This is a genomic window from Micromonospora sp. NPDC126480 (genome assembly GCF_040302465.1).
Classification (GTDB): Bacteria; Actinomycetota; Actinomycetes; order Mycobacteriales; family Micromonosporaceae; genus Micromonospora.
This window is the reverse complement of the sequence record NZ_JBEORU010000026.1, coordinates 22891-39297: the sequence shown is the minus strand read 5'-3', so window position 1 is coordinate 39297 and position 16407 is coordinate 22891. Positions and strand designations below refer to the sequence as shown.

The 16407-nt window shown below is 72.7% G+C and carries 13 protein-coding genes; 5 read left to right on the top strand and 8 right to left on the bottom strand.

The features are described from left to right. Positions 1 to 19: 19 nt before the first annotated feature. A complete protein-coding gene (locus ABTW87_RS22345) occupies positions 20 to 358 on the top strand; it encodes a DUF952 domain-containing protein (protein ID WP_350652882.1) in 339 nt (112 codons plus the stop codon). Positions 359 to 418: 60 nt separating this feature from the next. After that, on the top strand, positions 419 to 967 hold the full coding sequence (locus tag ABTW87_RS22340; protein ID WP_350652881.1) for an acyltransferase: 549 nt from the start codon (positions 419 to 421) through the stop codon (positions 965 to 967). 66 nt (positions 968 to 1033) lie between these two features. Here the strand turns inward: ABTW87_RS22340 and ABTW87_RS22335 are convergent, their stop codons facing one another. From ABTW87_RS22335 to ABTW87_RS22320, 4 genes are all read right to left on the bottom strand, one after another. Then, complete coding sequence (locus tag ABTW87_RS22335) at positions 1034 to 2317, bottom strand: nucleotide sugar dehydrogenase (RefSeq protein ID WP_350652880.1); 1284 nt, start codon at positions 2315 to 2317, stop codon at positions 1034 to 1036. 5 nt (positions 2318 to 2322) lie between these two features. Then, positions 2323 to 3879: a glycosyltransferase family 2 protein gene (locus ABTW87_RS22330; protein WP_350652879.1), complete on the bottom strand. Its 1557-nt coding sequence runs from the start codon at positions 3877 to 3879 to the stop codon at positions 2323 to 2325. After that, entirely contained in the window at positions 3876 to 5438 is a 1563-nt protein-coding gene (locus ABTW87_RS22325) for a glycosyltransferase family 4 protein (protein ID WP_350652928.1), read from the bottom strand. Before ABTW87_RS22325 ends, ABTW87_RS22330 begins: the two co-directional genes overlap by 4 nt. A gap of 166 nt (positions 5439 to 5604) precedes the next feature. Further along, positions 5605 to 7176, bottom strand: a complete 1572-nt coding sequence (locus ABTW87_RS22320) for a glycosyltransferase family 4 protein (protein ID WP_350652927.1) — start codon at positions 7174 to 7176, stop codon at positions 5605 to 5607. Positions 7177 to 7585: 409 nt separating this feature from the next. Between ABTW87_RS22320 and wecB the strand changes: the two genes are divergently transcribed. From wecB to ABTW87_RS22305, 3 genes are all read left to right on the top strand, one after another. Next, a complete protein-coding gene (gene wecB / locus ABTW87_RS22315; protein ID WP_350652878.1) occupies positions 7586 to 8674 on the top strand; it encodes a non-hydrolyzing UDP-N-acetylglucosamine 2-epimerase in 1089 nt (362 codons plus the stop codon). Between the two features lie 173 nt (positions 8675 to 8847). Then, complete coding sequence (locus ABTW87_RS22310) at positions 8848 to 10101, top strand: glycosyltransferase family 4 protein (protein WP_350652877.1); 1254 nt, start codon at positions 8848 to 8850, stop codon at positions 10099 to 10101. After that, positions 10098 to 10631: a hypothetical protein gene (locus tag ABTW87_RS22305; protein WP_350652876.1), complete on the top strand. Its 534-nt coding sequence runs from the start codon at positions 10098 to 10100 to the stop codon at positions 10629 to 10631. The genes ABTW87_RS22310 and ABTW87_RS22305 overlap by 4 nt, the downstream gene beginning before the upstream one ends. Positions 10632 to 10675: 44 nt before the next feature. On the opposite strand, the gene ABTW87_RS22300 is transcribed toward ABTW87_RS22305, so the two are convergent. From ABTW87_RS22300 to ABTW87_RS22285, 4 genes are all read right to left on the bottom strand, one after another. Further along, positions 10676 to 13285, bottom strand: coding sequence for a glycosyltransferase (locus tag ABTW87_RS22300; RefSeq protein ID WP_350652875.1), 2610 nt, complete (start codon positions 13283 to 13285; stop codon positions 10676 to 10678). A gap of 89 nt (positions 13286 to 13374) precedes the next feature. Then, positions 13375 to 14397 (bottom strand): Gfo/Idh/MocA family protein, encoded by a 1023-nt coding sequence (locus ABTW87_RS22295; RefSeq protein WP_350652874.1) that lies wholly within the window; start codon positions 14395 to 14397, stop codon positions 13375 to 13377. Next, on the bottom strand, positions 14394 to 15503 hold the full coding sequence (locus ABTW87_RS22290) for a DegT/DnrJ/EryC1/StrS family aminotransferase (protein WP_350652873.1): 1110 nt from the start codon (positions 15501 to 15503) through the stop codon (positions 14394 to 14396). Before ABTW87_RS22290 ends, ABTW87_RS22295 begins: the two co-directional genes overlap by 4 nt. Before the next feature lie 88 nt (positions 15504 to 15591). Beyond that, positions 15592 to 16227, bottom strand: a complete 636-nt coding sequence (locus tag ABTW87_RS22285) for a TetR/AcrR family transcriptional regulator (protein WP_350652926.1) — start codon at positions 16225 to 16227, stop codon at positions 15592 to 15594. Positions 16228 to 16407: the final 180 nt, after the last annotated feature.

Here is a 16407-nt window from a genome sequence, read left to right as displayed (position 1 = left end):
CAGGTCGTAGGCTGCGGGAGTGATCTACAAGCTGCTCGCCACCACCGAGTGGGACGACGCGCTCGCCGCCGGCCACTTCACCGGCACGGCCCTGGACCACCAGGACGGGTACCTCCACCTCTCCGGGCCGGACCAGGTGGTCGAGACCGCCCGGCGGCACTTCGCCGGTGCGACCGGCCTGACCCTGCTGACCGTCGACCCGGAGCGGCTCGGCGGGCGGCTGCGCTGGGAGCCGTCCCGCGGCGGCCGGCTCTTCCCGCACCTGTACGGGCCGCTGCCGGTCAGCGCCGTGGTGACCGCGACGGCCCTGCCGGTGGACGTGCCGGTCGCCGACGCGGTCGCGGCGATCCTCGCCTGAGCGGATCGATATGCTGGGCCGTCCGACGTACGCCGCGATCCTCACCCGATGCGAGTTGACATGACTGACCACACCGACCGGCCGCCGGTCTTCGTCCACCCCACCGCCGACGTCGAGTCCGGCGCCCAGATCGGCGACGGCACGAAGGTCTGGCACCTGGCCCACGTGCGGTCCACCGCGAAGGTGGGTGCGGGCTGCGTCATCGGCCGAAACGTGTACGTCGACGCCGGGGTGACCGTCGGTGACCTGGTGAAGATCCAGAACAACGTGTCGGTGTACCAGGGCGTGACGCTCGAGGACGAGGTCTTCGTGGGCCCCTGCGCGGTCTTCACGAACGACTTCCGGCCGCGCGCCCAGAACCCGGACTGGACGATCACCCCGACGCTTGTGCGCCGGGGCGCGTCCATCGGCGCGAACGCGACCCTGGTCTGCGGGATCGAGGTCGGCGAGTACGCGATGATCGCCGCGGGGTCGGTGGTCACCAAGGACGTCAAGCCGTACCAGCTGGTGGTCGGGAACCCGGCCCGTCCCCGGGGCTGGGTCGACGCCAAGGGCGAGGTCGTCTCCCGCGACGTGGACAACCCGCCGCCGGGGCTCGGCCAGGGCTGACGGCGACACCACGACGACGGGCCCCGACCGTTGCGGTCGGGGCCCGTCGCGCGTCAGCGGGACCGGTCAGCCGCCGATGACGACCCGACGCACGTCCGCCCAGCGGGCCGGGTCGGTGACGCGCCGGCCGTCGACGAGCACGCGCACCGACGGCAGGTCGCTCGCGCCGAGGCTGCGGTACTCGGCGTGGTCCGCCTGGATCACCGCGGCGGTGACCTCCTGGCCCTCGTACGGCGGCAGGCCGTGCGCGGCCAGTTCCTCGGAGGTGTACATGGGGTCCGACACGTACGGCTCGGCGCCCCGGGCGCGCAGCGCCTCGACGGTCGGGAAGACACCGGAGAACGCGGTCTCCTTGACCCCGCCCCGGTAGCTGGCGCCCAGCACCAGCACCTCGACGCCGGCCAGGTCGCCGTACGCGGCGGCGAGCAGGTCGACGGCGTACTGCGGCATCGCCGCGTTCGCCTCGCGGGCGGAACGGACGACCGTGGCGGCCGGGTCGTTCCACAGGTACATCCGCGGGTAGATCGGGATGCAGTGCCCGCCGACGGCGATGCCCGGGTTGTGGATGTGGCTGTACGGCTGGCTGTTGCACGCCTCGATGACCTTGAGGACGTCCACGCCGACGCTGTCGGCGAACCGGGCGAACTGGTTCGCCAGGCCGATGTTCACGTCCCGATAGGTGGTCTCGGCCAGCTTCGCCATCTCCGACGCCTCGGCGGAGCCCAGGTCCCACACGCCGTTCGGCCGGGGCAGGTCGGACCGCTCGTCGAAGTCGAGCACCGCCTGGTAGAACTCGACGCCGTGCGCGGCCGAGGCCTCGTCGATGCCGCCGACGAGCTTCGGGTAGCGGCGCAGGTCGGCGAAGACCCGGCCGGTGAGCACCCGCTCCGGGCTGAAGACCAGGTGGAAGTCCTTGCCGGCGGTCAGGCCGCTGCCCTCCGCGAGCATCGGCGCCCAGCGGTTGCGGGTGGTGCCCACCGGCAGCGTGGTCTCGTAGCTGACCAGGGTGCCCGGCTTGAGACCGCGGGCGATCGCCCGGGTCGCGTCGTCCATCCACCCGAAGTCCGGCACGCCCTCGGCGTCGACGAAGAGCGGTACGACGACCACGACGGCCTCGGACTCGGCGACCGCGGCGGCGGTGTCGGTGGTGGCCGACAGCAGACCGGCGGCGACGACCTCCTTGAGCTTGACGTCCAGGTCGGCCTCGCCGGGGAACGGCACCGCGCCGTCGTTGACGAGGTTGACGACCCGCTCGGACACGTCGGCACCGATCACCCGGTGCCCCTTCGTCGCGAACTGGACGGCCAGCGGCAGCCCGATCTTCCCGAGGGCTACGACGCAGATGTTCATGACTACTACTTTCCTCCTAGTGGAAGCCTGCGCCGCAGGCGGGCCATCAACCGGCGCGGCGTGACAGGTGCTACGGCGATGACGAGCTGGCCCTTGTGGTTGGTGGTGGTGGTCAGGACGTGCAGCCGGGCGCCCCGGCGAAGCACCGCCCGCTGGGGCACCGGCCGCCGTGCGCCCCGCAGCGCGGCCACGCCGACCGTACCGAACGCGTCCACGTGCGCCTGGATGGTGCGCAGCTCACCGCCCGGGCCGGCGCCCTCCAGCAACCGGTCCAACGGTATCCGGGCCCGTACGGTCGTGCCCGTGGCGTCCGGAACCACCGAGACGGTGTCGCCGGTGACGTCACCGACGGCGAGCCGGACGTCCGAGGCCAGCTCCGGCAGGTCCGGGCGGGGGCTGCGGGCGGTCACCAGCAGCGCCCGGGTCCCCTCGAAGGCCGCCGAGACGGTGTCCAGCCGGGCCGCCCAGTCGGCGGCGGTGTCGGTGATCTCGTACCAGGTGTCCGGGATGCGCAGCTGCGGGTCCCGGAAGCCCGGATAGCCGGCGTACCAGCGGGAACCCTCGACCACCGCCGGCGGGATGCCCAGCTCGGCGTCCTGCCGGATCACCGCGAGCAGGTGGTCGGTGTCGCCGTACCGGGCGGCGGCGAGCCGCACCCGCGCCTCGATCGGCAGCCGCTCCCGGATACGGTCGGTCAGGTACGCCTCGGCGAGGGCTCGCACCCCGGCCACCACCCGGTCCTGCACGTCGCGCTCCAGCTGCAGGAAGTCGTTCTCCAGCAGCTTGGCGACCTCCCAGGTGAAGTGGCGCAGCAGCACCGCGTCCCGGTTCGGGCCGGCCTCGATCAGCCCGGCCACGAACGTGACCAGCTCCTCGGCGCAGCGCAGCCGCTCCAGGTGCCGGCTCTTGTAGGTGATGTTGCGGGCGTTGAGGCGGCGCACCGCGTAGTAGTAGTCGTAGTCGGCGAGCACCGAGACCCGGCGGGCGCGGACGCACGCCTCGATCGTGAACGGCTGGTCGCTGCCGACCGGCATGTCCTCCGGGTAGCGCAGCCCGTACCGCTCGATCAGTTCGCGCCGGAACAGCTTCGTGTTCGACAGCGACCAGGGCAGGGCCGAGTCGAACAGGTCGATGTCGGCCGTGGTCTCGGCGTAGACGGCCTGGTGGATGTAGCGGCTGTTCACCCCGACCAGGCGGCCCAGCACCACGTCGGAGTTCCACCGGTCGGCGGCGGCGACCAACCGCTCCAGCGCCTCCGGCCCCAGATAGTCGTCGGAGCCGATGAAGAAGACGTAGCGGCCGGTGGCCAGCTCCAGCCCGCGGTTGCTCGGGGCCGCCGGGCCGCCCGAGTTGGCCTGGTGCACCACCTTCACGGTGCCGGGGTGGAGCCGGGCGAACCGGTCCAGCTCCCGGCCGCTGCCGTCGGTGGACCCGTCGTCCACCGCGATGACCTCCAGCCGGTCCCGCCCGATGGTCTGCTCGACCACGGAGGTCAGGCACCGGGTCAGGTAGGGCATCGTGTTGTAGACGGCGGTGACCACCGTGACGTCGGGCGCGGTCACGTGCCGACCCCGAGCGCGGGCCGCGGCTCGCCCGCGTTGGGCTCGCCGTCCCGGCCGGGCGCGGACGGGGCCCCCGGCAGCAGCCGGCGGTAGACCGCGTCGAGGACCTCGGCCTGCGCCTCCCACGTCCAGCTCTGCAGCAGGCCCGGGCGGTCGTACGCGGCCCGGTACCGCGCCGGGTCACCGAGCACCGCCCGCACGGCTCGGACGTAGTCGGCGACGTCCTGGGCCCGGAATACCTCGCCCTGGCCGGTCGAGCGGACGGTGCCGGCCATCGTCTTCACGTCGCTGACGACAAGCGGCAGCCGGGCGTGCGAATACTCGAAGAACTTGGTGATCAGCGCGATCTCGTGGTTGGGCCAGTGGTGGATCGGGATGACCCCCGCGTCGGCGCCGGCCAGGAACGGCACCACCTGCCAGTGCGCCACGTACGGCAGGATGTGCAACCGGTCCGCGACGCCCAGCCGGCCGGCCCGCGCCCGCAGCTCGGCGGCGTACGGGCCGTCCGGCTTGTTGACCACCAGCGCGGCGTGCAGGCCGGGCAGCCGCGGCAGCGCCTCGACCATGATGTCCAGCCCCCGCTGCGGGGAGGCGAGCCCGCTGTAGACGAGCAGCGGCGTGTCCGCGTCGACCCCGCAACGCGCCCGCAGATCCGGTGCCGGCTCGCCGTCCGGCGGCGCCGTCCCGACGGCCGGCGCGTTGAGCACGACCTCCGGGGACTCGGCGAGCCCGTGCTCGTCACGCAGCAGCTCGGCGAGGGCCGGGGAGACGGTCACCACCGCGTCGGCGTACGGCGCGTACTCCCGCTCGTGGGCACGGTTGGCGGGCAGCCAGCGGGCGTCGTCCCGCCAGGGGCGCACGCCGGGCAGGAACTCGTGCGCGTCCCAGACCACCTTGATCTCGCGGCCCGCGGAGGCCGCACGGATCTTGGCGCGGGCCGCCACCCCGAGCATGCGGAAGTCGTTGGCGTGGATCAGGTCGGGGCGCAGCGCGTCGACGACCGGCCCGTACGCCAGCTCGTAGTCCCACAGGCTCGGGTCCAGCCGCCGCCACGCGCCGTCGCCCTTCACCGCCTGCCAGAACATCGTGTACGCCCGGTCCCACGGGTTGCGGAGGCGGCGCCGGCGGCGGGCCTGGGTGAGCATCCAGTACCGGCCCGAGACCCATTTCGCCGCCACCCGGGCGGCAACCTCCTCGGCGCGCAGGACGCGCCGGCGCAGACCGAGCCGGGGCGTGGCCGGGTCGGCGGCGGCGAGCTTTGCCGCGCGCACCGCGAGATCGGCCCGCCAGGCCCGGACGGTCTGCTGCCGGTGTGCGGCGATGCCGTTCGGCGGGTACGCCAGCGGCCAGCGCAGCCAGGCCCGCCGGAACTCGTGCCGGCGCCGGGCCAGCGGGTCGGGTACGGCCAGCAGTCGGACCTCGGCTCCGCCGAGCCGCCAGGTCTGCGGCGGCCCGCCCGGCGACCGGCCCAGCAGGATGACCTCCCAGCCGGCCTCCGCCGCGGACCGGGCCGCCTTCTGGACCCGGGAGTCGCCGTGCACACCGTTGTCGACAAGCATGACGACCCGGCGACCGAGCGCACCGTCGCCCTTCATTCTCCGCCCCTCCGCTGCGCCGGCCCGCTGGGACGAGAACCAGCGAACCTCGGGCAACCACACCGCCGATTCTGCACCGGCGGGGAACTACGCACTCCGCGACCTGGCCGTCGCACGTCGAGCAGGACGATCAGGCGCTGACCTCCAGCACCCGGGCCTCGTCGTCGCTCGGCAGCGCGGGCGCCTTGCCCGGAACCAGCCGGCGGTAGACCCCGTCGAGAACCTTCGCCTGCGCCTCCCAGGTCCACTCCTCGAGCAGACCGGGCCGATCGTAGGCCGCACGGTAGCGCGCCGGATCGGCGAGCACCGCCCGCACCGCCCGGACGTAGTCGTCGACGTCCTTGGCCCGGAACACCTCGCCCTGACCCGTGGTGCGCACCATCTCGGCCATCGTCTTCACGTCACTGACCACGATCGGCAGCCGGGCGTGCGAGTACTCGAAGAACTTGTTGCTGAGCGCGATCTCGTGGTTGGGCAGGTGGTGCAGCGGGCTCACCGCGGCGTCGGCGGCCGACAGGAACTGCGCGACCTGGTTGTGCCCGACGTACGGCAGGACGTGCACCCGGTCGGCGACGCCCAGCTCAGCGGCCCGGGCCAACAGCTTGTCGATGTACGGCGTGGTGGGGCGACCCGGCGGCACCGACACCAGGGCGATGTGCACATCCGGAAGCTGGGGCAGCCCGTCAACCATGACGTCCACGCCCCGGACCGGCGCGATACCGCCCGAGTAGGCGAGCAACGGGGTGTCGGCGTCGACACCGCACCGGGCCCGCAGGTCGAGAGCCGCACCGCTCGGGTCGGCCGCGTCGGCGCCGCGGACGCTGGGAGCGTTCATCACGACGGCGGGACGCTCGGTCAACCCGTGCTCCCGCACGAGCAGGTCGGCAAGCGCCTCGGAGACGGTGACCACGGCGTCCGCGACCGGCGCGTACTCCCGCTCGTGGGCGCACTGCGCCCGCAGCCACGACCCCTTGGCCAGCGCGGGGTTGAGGCCGGGCAGGAACTCGTGGGCGTCCCACACCAGCTTGACGTCGCGGCCGGCGGCTCGTGCCCGGATCGTGGCGCGGGCGCCCACCCCGAGCATCTTGTAGTCGTTCGCGTGGATCAGGTCGGGGCGCAGCTCGTCGATGACCGGACCGTAGGCCAGCTCGTAGTCCCACAGCCCCGGCTCCAGCCGCCGCCACGCACCGTCACCCTTGACGGCCTCCCAGAACCACGTCGACAGGCGGGACACCGGGCCGGTGCTGTTGCGCCGGGCCTTCTGCCCCTGCGTCAGCTGCCAGTGCCGGAAGGAGACCCACTTCTGCGCGACGCCGGCCGCGGCACGCTCCGCGCGCAGCACCTGCCGCTGCAGGCGCAGGCGCTGGTCATCCCGGCCCGTCGCGGCGGCCAGGCGGAGCTGGTCCTCGCGGACGCGCAGATCCGCCCGCCACGCCGTCATCTGCTGCTGCCGGTAGGGCGCGACGCCGTTCGGTGGGTAGGCCAGCAGGCCCCGCTGCCACACCCGCCGCAGCTCCCGCCGGTGCTTCGCCATGGGCGCCACCATCGGCACCAGCCGCACCTCGGCCTGCCCGAGCTGCCAGGTCTCTGGCTGCCCGGCACGGCCACGGCCGAGCAGGACGACCTCCCAGCCCGCCTCCGCCGCCGAGAACGCCGCCTTCTGTACCCGAGAGTCGCCCCTGACCGCGTTGTCCACCAGCATCACCACCCGGCCCCGTCCGCCGTGTGAACCGACAGCGTCGCCCAAGCTCATGTTGGTCGTACTTCCTCTCGTTCAGGCACTCTTGCCGGAAACCCCGGCGAGTGTACGGCAATGTAGGTGAATGGCCGGAAACACGCGTCGGGCCGTGAACCGGTGGCGCGTGTGCGGGCGGGCGTCAGCCGCACCGGATGAGCAAATCTAGCCCGCCCCCACGGAATCGGCCCGTCAGCCCTCCGGATACCCGCCGCGGTCGGCCGGGAGTCACCACCGGAGAACGGGCAAGGTGACGTATCGTGTGTTCCGCCGAGCCTCGGGACAGCCCCGATGATCCCTCGCCGCCGGCCTTCGCCAACCGCCCAGACAAGCGTTTGCCACTCGTTGAGCGTTCGAAAGTGCAGGAGTCAGAGCTGTGAAGGTAGTCAGCGTCGTCGGAGCACGTCCGCAGTTGGTCAAACTGGCGCCGATCGCGGCGGCCTTCGCCCGGACCGAGCACGAGCACGTCATCGTGCACACCGGCCAGCACTACGACGCCAACCTCTCCGACGTGTTCTTCTCCGGCCTGGGGATCCCCGACCCGGACGTCCACCTGGGCATCGGCTCGGGGTCGCACGGCGTACAGACCGGCGGGGTGCTCGCCGCCATCGACCCCGTCCTCGCCGAGCACGCCCCCGACTGGGTGCTGGTGTACGGCGACACCAACTCCACCCTCGCCGGCGCCCTGTCCGCGGTGAAGCAGCACATCAGGGTGGCCCACCTGGAGGCGGGGCTGCGGTCGTTCAACCGGCGGATGCCCGAGGAGCACAACCGGGTGCTGACCGACCACTGCGCCGACCTGCTGCTGGCCCCCACCGAGGAGGCGGTGCGCCACCTCAGCGCCGAAGGGCTGGCCGCGCGCACGGTCCTCGCCGGTGACGTCATGGTCGACGTGTGTCTGCGCATCCGCGACGACGTGCTGAACCAGCAACACCCCCGGCCCGCCCTTCCCGAGGGCATCGACCCGGACGCCCCGTACCTGCTCGCCACCCTGCACCGGGCGGAGAACACGGACGACCCGGCGCGGCTGGCCGCCCTGCTGGCGGCGCTCGCGGAGCTTCCCGTGCCGGTCGCCCTGCTGGCGCACCCGCGCCTGCTGGCCCGCGCCGACCAGTACGGCCTGAAGGTCGGCCAGGGTGCGGTGCACGTCGGGCAGCCGCTGGGCTACGCGGGCCTGATCGCGGCCGTGCTCGGGTCGACCGGCGTGGTGACCGACTCCGGCGGTCTGCAGAAGGAGGCCTACCTGCTGGGCCGGCCCTGCACCACGCTGCGGTCGGAGACGGAGTGGGTGGAGACCCTGCAGAACGGTTGGAACCACCTGGTACCGGATCCGGCGGCGCTCGGCTCGGCCGGATGGGTCGCCACGGCCACCCGTACCGCGCCGGAGGCCGACCGGGGCACGCCCTACGGGGATGGTCACGCGGCCGAGCGGGTCGTCCGGATCCTCGCCGAGCGCCTTGGCTGAGGCCGGCCGCTCAGCCACGCGGCACGTCCCGCACAGAGCCGACGTCGGGGGCCGGATCCGCTTCGCGGGCCCGGCCCCCAGCTGCGGGCACGGCACTGTCCGGGGGTACCGACAACGGCTCGGTCGCGTGGTAGCGTCTGTCCGCCCAACGGCTCCAAGGGGACAAGACAGACGTGGATCCAGCTCCCTCCAGCGACGTCGCCATCGTCACGCCCTGGTACCCAAGCCGCCACCGCCCGTTCCTCGGCGCCTTCGTCCGGGCGATGGTGCAGGCGACCTCGTCCGGGCCGCACCGCACGCTCGTCTACCACTGCGACGAGTGGGTCGGTCCCTACCCGCCCGCGGTCGAGGCCGAGCTGATCCGGGCCCATCACGCGCTGCTCCCCCGGATCCTGCGTCCACAGCCCGTCGACGGCATCGCCGGGCTGCTGCGCCTGCCGGTCCCGCTGGCCCTCGGTCTCACCTACGCCGAGATCGCGAAGCGGCATGCCGACACGGTCGGGGCCGCGCTCGGACGCGGCCCGATCGACGCACCCGTCGTGCACGCCCACGTGGGGTTGCCGGGTGGCTGGGCCGCCCTGCGTAACGCCCGGCCCGACGCGCGACTCTTCGTGACCGAACACGCCACCTTCCTCGACGCGGTGCTCGCCCAGCCCGAGGCCCGCCGGATGTACGACGAGCTGCTGCACCGGTGCACCGGCTTCTTCGCCGTCGGCCGCGCGGTACGCGACCCACTGGTCGAGGCGTTTCCGCACCACGCCCACCGGATCGCGATCATCCCGAATCCGGTCTCCTTCGCCGCCGTACGACCCGCTCCGGTGACCGACCTGCGGCGGTGGCTCTTCGTCGGCGGGCTCATCGCCCGCAAGGGTGTCCTCCGGCTGTTGGAGGCGTTCGCGCAGTGTCGTCGGGAGGACCCCACCCTGACCCTCACCCTGGTCGGTGAGGGCCCGCTGCTGAAGGAGCTGCGGGCGCGCGGGGCGCAGTTGGGGGTGGCGGAGGCGGTGCGCTACACCGGCGCCGTCGGTCCGGACGAGGCGCTGCGGCTGATGCGCGAGCACGACCTGCTGGTGCACCCCAGCCAGTTCGAGACGTTCGGGATGACCGTCGTCGAGGCGGTGGCCGCCGGCATGCCGGTGCTGGTGACCCGGTGCCATGGTCCGGAGGAGACCCTCGTCGGCATCGGGGACGCCACCGCGGAGTTCGTCGCGGTCGAGGACGATCCCACCTCACTCGCCGAGGGGTTCCGCCGGCTCCGGGGACGGTTCACCGCCGGGCTCGACCTGGACGCGGCCCGACGCGTGCTGTCCGGCCGCTACGGCTACGAGGCGGTGGCCGCGGCCCACCACCGCGCCTGGTTCGCCGGCCCGGAGACGGCGGCGACCACCGCGGTCACCGAACGGGGCATGGAGCAGCCAGTCGCATGACCGGGAAAACCGTACTCTTCCTCGCGCTCGGCGGCGACCGGCAGCGCATCGTCATCCAGGACGCGGCCCGGGTCGCTTCCGACGGCGGTCGCGCCGTCGTCGTCATCGGCGATCCCACCGTCTGGCCCACCCCGAGGCGGTTCTCCCGCCGGGTGAAGGTGCTCGAACTTCCCACCCTCGAAGCGGCGGCGCTGCCCGCGGTGGTCGCGAGAAAGACGCTGTACGGCCTGCCCCGCCGGCTCTGCCGGAAGGTCGGTCGGCTTCCGCTGATGTCATGGTCCAGCGCGGTCGGCGAGACGTACGAGAGGCGGATCGCGGACGTGCTCCACGCCCGCCTCTTTCTGCCCACCTACCAGCGGCTGCGGGGCGACAACCGACACCGGCTGCTGCGGCGTCTCGTGCTCGCGAAGACGCCCTTCGACGTGGTGGTGATCTGCGATCCGCAGTCGATACCCGTTGCCGCCCGTCTGGCCCGGCGGCGGTCGATCGCGAAACGGCTCACCTACGACCTCGACGGGCCGCTCGGCTGACGGAGCCGCCATGGTGGGGAGGCCCCACCATGGCGGCTCCGCGCCTACTTCAGGAAGTCGGCGAAGGCGGCAGCCGTCCGGCGTCCGTCGTGCACCTCACGGGCGTAGGCGACCGACTCCGCACCGATCTTGGCCGCTCGCTCGCGGTCGTCGAGCAGGGATTCGATCACTTCCCGCAGGGTGCCGGGGGTGGCGTTGACGATCGGCGGATTCGCACCGAAACGCAGGTGCAGGCTCTCGTTGAGGTACGCCAGCACCGGTCGACCGGCCGCCATCGCCTCCACCGCGAACGTGCCGTAGGCGCCGGTGGCGAACTGATCGAGGACGATGTCCGCGGTCCGCACGAGTTCCCGGACCTCGGCCCACGGCGTGTTCTCGATCAGCCGCAGCTCGATGGCGCCCTGCTGATCCAGCTCCGAGAGGACCGGCAGGATCCGGTCGGTGCCCTTGGTCCACCGGGTGGACGGGGCGTGCACCACGACCGGCCGGCGACGCTGCATCACCGGCTCGTCGCTCGCCCATGCGCGCACGTCGACCACCTGCGGCACCCAGGTGGCGCCGGGAAGGTCCTCCAGCAGGTCCGGGGTGGTCACGAAGAGCGGCAGCTCGGCCTCCGCCGCGATCCGGTGGTTGCGCTCCACCCGGGCCGTCAGACGCTCGACGGTCCCCTCCGGTGCGTCGCGGAACAGCGAGAACTCATGCCGCTCCAGGTGCCGGAGCGGGTGCCGGACCTCGCTGCCGTGCGCCAGGACGGCCACCTTGATGCCGGCACGCCGCAGGGCGGGCAGATCACCCTGGATGTTGTCGCCGTTGAGGAATCCGAACACCGGCAGGAAGGCGTCGACGACGAGGTGGCTGTACCGCCCGATCACGCGCTCGACCTGCTCGACCTGAACGGCGACCTCCCCGAGCCGGTCGACGTTCACGTACACGTCGGCGGGGTACTGGAAGGTGGCGGGGCCGCGGCGCATCACCACCTCCGCCGAGACGTCCGGGTTGTCCCGGCAGATCGCCTGCGCGAACGCGGCGGCCTGCCCGGCGTAGTTGGCCGGCCCGAGACCCAGCCGAACCCGGGTCTGCCCCAGCGGCCGCCACTTCTCCAGGGCCGGGATGTCGGCCGTCTCCGCCGGCGCCGGTGCGGCGTACTCCTCGACCGTCCAGGGGACCTCGACGGACGGCGCCGCGGGCGCCAGCCCCGTCAACTGGCGGTACAGGGCCATCAGGCCGGCGCTCTGCTCCTCCCAGGACAGCTCGCGCAGGATCGGTTCGGTGATGCTGGCCGCCAGCTCGGCGCGCCGCGCGGTCGCCCGCTGGACGGCCGCGACGAACGTCGCCACCTCGTCGGCGCGGAACAGCTCCCCCACACCGTGCCGTGACACGTACTCCCCGAGCGTCTTGACGTCGCTGGCCACGATCGGCAGGCCGGCGTGGAGGTACTCGGCGAGCTTGGTCGGCAGGGAGAGTTCGTAGTTGAGGGTGCGCTTCGAACAGATCAGCCCGAGGTCGGCCGTGGACAGGTAGTCCGGCACCGCGTGCTGTGGGACGTACGGCACCACGTGGATCCGCTCCCGCACCCCGAGTTCCACGGCGCGGGCCAGCAGAAGCTCGAGTTCCGTGCTGGTGCGGCCGGAGACGATCGCGAGGTGATGGTCGGGAAGCTGCGGCAGCGCGTCGACCGCCGTACCGAGGCCCCGCTCGGCCGACAGCCACCCCGAGTAGACGAGCAGCGGAATCTCCGGACCGAGCCCGCAGGCCGCGCGGACCGACGGCGGGGCCGCGGCGGCGCCGACCGACTCGCGAATCGGCGTGTTGCGGACGACAAGCGGCGGCTCCGGCAGCTGGTAGTCCTGGCGCAGCCGCTCCGCGATCTCCGGCGAGACCGTCACCACCGCGTCGGCCCGGCGGATGAACGCCCGCTCCACGGCGGGAAACGCGCTGTCCATGGCCGGCTTGGGCCAGTCGACGCCGGGCACGTACTCGTGGGCGTCGTAGAGCCAGGACACCCGGTCGCCGCGAGCCCGCATCCGGGCGACGCTGAGCGCCGCCGTGTTGATCATCGTGACGTCGTTGGCGTGGATCAGGTCCGGCTTCAACGCCTCGAGTACCGGCCCGACGGCGAGGTCGAGGTCCAGCAGGTGCGGCCAGTCCCGGCGCCAGTCACCGGTCGGCTTGGCCTTGTCCCGCTGAGCCTGCTCCCAACCGAACGCGCGCTCCCGCAGGCGATGGCCGGCACGGCCGACCCGTACCACCGCTCCCAGCGCCCGGCTCGGTGGCAGCGCCAGCATCCGCCGGAGGCTGGACCCGTCCTGCTCGCCGCGCAACCATCCGATCCGCGCGGTGACCTGCCGCACCCACGCCTGGTGCGCGGCGCGCCGCCGCGCCAGCGCCTGCTTGTCGGCGATCCCGAACTGGGTGACCTTGCGGCGGAGCGGGTGCGGCGTGAGCTGTTGCCGCATGTGGGTGCGGACGGGAACCCGGACCACCTCGATCGGGCCCATCTTCGTCCGCTTGATCCGATCCCCACCGACCCCGATCAGGGTGACGTCCCACCCGTCACGCGCCGCGGCGATGGCGATCTTCTGCACCCGGGAGTCGCCGGTGATGCCGTTGGCGACGATCACCGCGAGCCTGGGTTGAACAGCGCGGGGTGGCATTCTGCTAGGTCCTCCGGGGGTAGGGGGTGTCGCGGGCAGCGGCAGCGCCGGGGCCGCCGCTGCCGTGCGATCCACAGGACAGCGACCGGTCAGGCTCGCGCCTGCTCCCGGTCCGAGCCGGAGCGCGTCGTCACGTCGACCGTGCTGCCGTCGCCCGACGACTGGAGCAGCGCGGAGGCCACCTGCACGGTCCGCAGGCCCTGCCGGAGCGTGACGATGTCGCTCTCCTTGCCCTCCACCGCGTCCCGGAACCGCTCGTGCTCGACCAGCAGCGGCTCGCGCTTCGGGATGGCGTACCGGACCATGTCACCCTCCGCCACGCCGCGGAACGCGCGCAGCGCCTCCCACTCCGTGTCGATGGCGGCGTTGGCGTAGAAGGTCAGGTCGGCGGTGAGCGTGTCGGCGACGAAGCAGCCCTTGTCGCCGGTGATGACCGTGGACCGCTCCTTGAGCGGGCTCAGCCAGTTGACCAGGTGGTTGACCATCGTGCCGTCGGCGAGCTGGCCGACCACGGCGACCATGTCCTCGTGCAGCCGGCCGCTGCGGGAGACCGTGCGGGCCGCCACCGAGGTGTACTCCTGACCGGTGACCCAGCTGGTCAGGTCGATGTCGTGGGTGGCGAGGTCCATGACGACGCCGACGTCGGCGATCCGGTGCGGGAACGGGCCCTGGCGTCGGGTGACCACCTGGTACACCTCGCCGAGCTCACCGGCCTCCAGGCGGAGGCGCAGGTTCTGCAGGGCGGGGTTGTACCGCTCGATGTGGCCGACACCGGCCACCAGGCCGGCGGCCTCGAACGCCTCGACGAGTCGGGTCGCCGCCTCGACCGACTGGGCCAGCGGCTTCTCGATCAGCGCGGACACGCCGTTGGCCGCCAGCTCCAGACCGATCTTCTCGTGCAGGGCCGTCGGGCAGGCGACCACGGCGTAGTCGAGGCCGAGCTTGAGCAGCTCGCCCAGGTCGGGCAGGACGGGGGCGCGCAGCGTCCCGGTGGTGTCACCGGCCGGGTCGACGATGCCGACCAGCTCGACGCCGTCGAGGCCGGAGAGGACGCGGGCGTGGTTGCGGCCCATGGCGCCGAGGCCGATCAGGCCGGCACGGAGCTTGCTCATCGGGCACCTCCGGCCAGGTTCGCGCCGTCGGCGATGCGCTCCAGGTCGGCCTGGCTCAGCGACGGGTGCACCGGCAGCGAGACCACCTCGGCGGCGGCCCGCTCGGTCTCCGGCAGCTCCCACGGGCCGGGCTTGCCGTCCTCGGTCAGGTACGGCTTGAGCCGGTGGATCGGCGTCGGGTAGTAGACCGCGTTGCCGATGCCCAGCTCGGTCAGCCGCTTCTGGGCGGCGTCGCGGTCGCCGCGGACCCGGACCGTGTACTGGTGGTAGACGTGCACCGCGCCGTCGGCGACCGGCGGCGTCACCATGCCGATGATCTTGGAGTCGAGGAACTTGGCGTTCGCCTGGCGCTGCGCCGTCCACTCGGGAAGCTGGCGCAGCTGCACGCGGCCGATCGCCGCCGCCACGTCGGTCATCCGCATGTTCGCACCGACGATCTCGTTGGCGTACCGCTGCTCCATGCCCTGGTTGCGCAGCAGCCGCAGGGTACGGGCGAGCCCGGCGTCGCCGGTCGTGACCATTCCGCCCTCGAGCGAGTGCATGTTCTTGGTCGGGTAGAAGCTGAAGCAGCCGGCCGTGCCGAAGGCGCCCACGGGCTTGCCGTTCAGGCTGGCGCCGTGCGCCTGCGCCGCGTCCTCGACCACGGCGAGACCGTGCTTCTCGGCGATCGCCATGATCGTGTCCATGGCGGCGGGGTGCCCGTACAGGTGCACCGGCATGATCGCGACCGTGCGCGGGCCGACCGCGGCGGCCACGGCCGCCGGATCCAGGCAGAAGCTGCCGGGCTCGATGTCGACGAAGACCGGCTCGGCCCCGACGAGCCGGACGGCGTTGGCGCTGGCGGCGAAGGAGAACGACGGGACGATGATCTCGTCGCCCGGGCCGAAGCCGAGCGCCATCAGCGTGAGCTGAAGCGCGGAGGTGCCGGAGTTGACCGCGACGCAGTGCCGGCCGGCGACCAGCTCGCCGAACTCCTCCTCAAACGCCTTGACCTCCGGACCCTGCACGACGAGGCCGCTGCGCAGCACCCGCACGGCCGCTTCGATCTCGGCCTCGCCGATCACCGGCTTCGCTGGTGGGATGAAATCTCCGTTCAGCCCAGACATGGGCTTCCTCCTGTCGACAGGGAGTCCGTTCGGAACGCGATGCTAACGGGTTGGGATGTGACCGGGACGGCCGGTCGGAAACCGGTGGTCACGGCCCACCGGAGTCGGTGCTGACGATCACGTCGGGCACCTGGACGTCCGGTTCGTCCGGGACGACCGGTTGGGATGCTACCCCCAGCGCGGCGGCCACCACGGTTGCCAGGCGCGGCAGATCCTCCGCCGCGAGCGGCGCCCGGGAGACCGCGAGCCGCCAGTAGAGCGGACCGACGATCAGGTCGACGGCGAGGTCGAGGTCGGTGTCCGGGGGCAACTCGCCGCGGGCGATCGCCCGGCCGATCACCTGGCCGCCGATGTCCCGCTGGTTGGCCCGCAGCACCCGCTGCAGGGTCTGCCCGATCTGCGGGTTCCGGGCGGCCTCGGCCAGCAGGTCGGGAACGATCTGGGCGGCGAGTGGATGCCCCAGCGCCCGCGTCATGATCAGGAACACCATCTCCAGGTCGCCCCGGAGGCCGCCGGTGTCGGGAAGCGGGAACCGCCGCCCGGCCGCCGCCGAGACCACCTCCAGCACGAGGTCGAGCTTGGAGCTCCACCGACGGTAGATCGCGGTCTTGCCGACCCCGGCCCGCCGGGCGACCGCCTCGATGGAGAGCCGCCCGTACCCGACCGCGGCGAGTTCCTGCATGACGGCACGGCGGATGGCCGTGGTGATCTCGCCACGGAGCACCGCCGCGCCTGCCGGAGCACGCCTCTTCTCGGTCGTCACGTGGGACAATGTACCGCAGGGACGGTACGGTTGCGTCCCGACGTGTTTTCGACTACTTTCCACGCCAGCGACGGACCCCGGCGCCTGCGAGCGGTGCCCGCGCTCTCCCGTCGAGCACCATCCCCATCAAAGATCGGAGCG

Bases quoted from the DNA above. Each gene is read 5' to 3' on its own strand.
- ABTW87_RS22340 (WP_350652881.1), top strand. From the start codon at position 419: ATGACTGACCACACCGACCGGCCGCCGGTCTTCGTCCACCCCACCGCC.
- ABTW87_RS22335 (WP_350652880.1), bottom strand. From the start codon at position 2,317: ATGAACATCTGCGTCGTAGCCCTCGGGAAGATCGGGCTGCCGCTGGCC.
- ABTW87_RS22325 (WP_350652928.1), bottom strand. From the start codon at position 5,438: ATGCTTGTCGACAACGGTGTGCACGGCGACTCCCGGGTCCAGAAGGCG.
- ABTW87_RS22320 (WP_350652927.1), bottom strand. From the start codon at position 7,176: ATGCTGGTGGACAACGCGGTCAGGGGCGACTCTCGGGTACAGAAGGCG.
- ABTW87_RS22305 (WP_350652876.1), top strand. From the start codon at position 10,098: ATGACCGGGAAAACCGTACTCTTCCTCGCGCTCGGCGGCGACCGGCAG.
- ABTW87_RS22300 (WP_350652875.1), bottom strand. From the start codon at position 13,285: ATGCCACCCCGCGCTGTTCAACCCAGGCTCGCGGTGATCGTCGCCAAC.
- ABTW87_RS22295 (WP_350652874.1), bottom strand. From the start codon at position 14,397: ATGAGCAAGCTCCGTGCCGGCCTGATCGGCCTCGGCGCCATGGGCCGC.
- ABTW87_RS22290 (WP_350652873.1), bottom strand. From the start codon at position 15,503: ATGTCTGGGCTGAACGGAGATTTCATCCCACCAGCGAAGCCGGTGATC.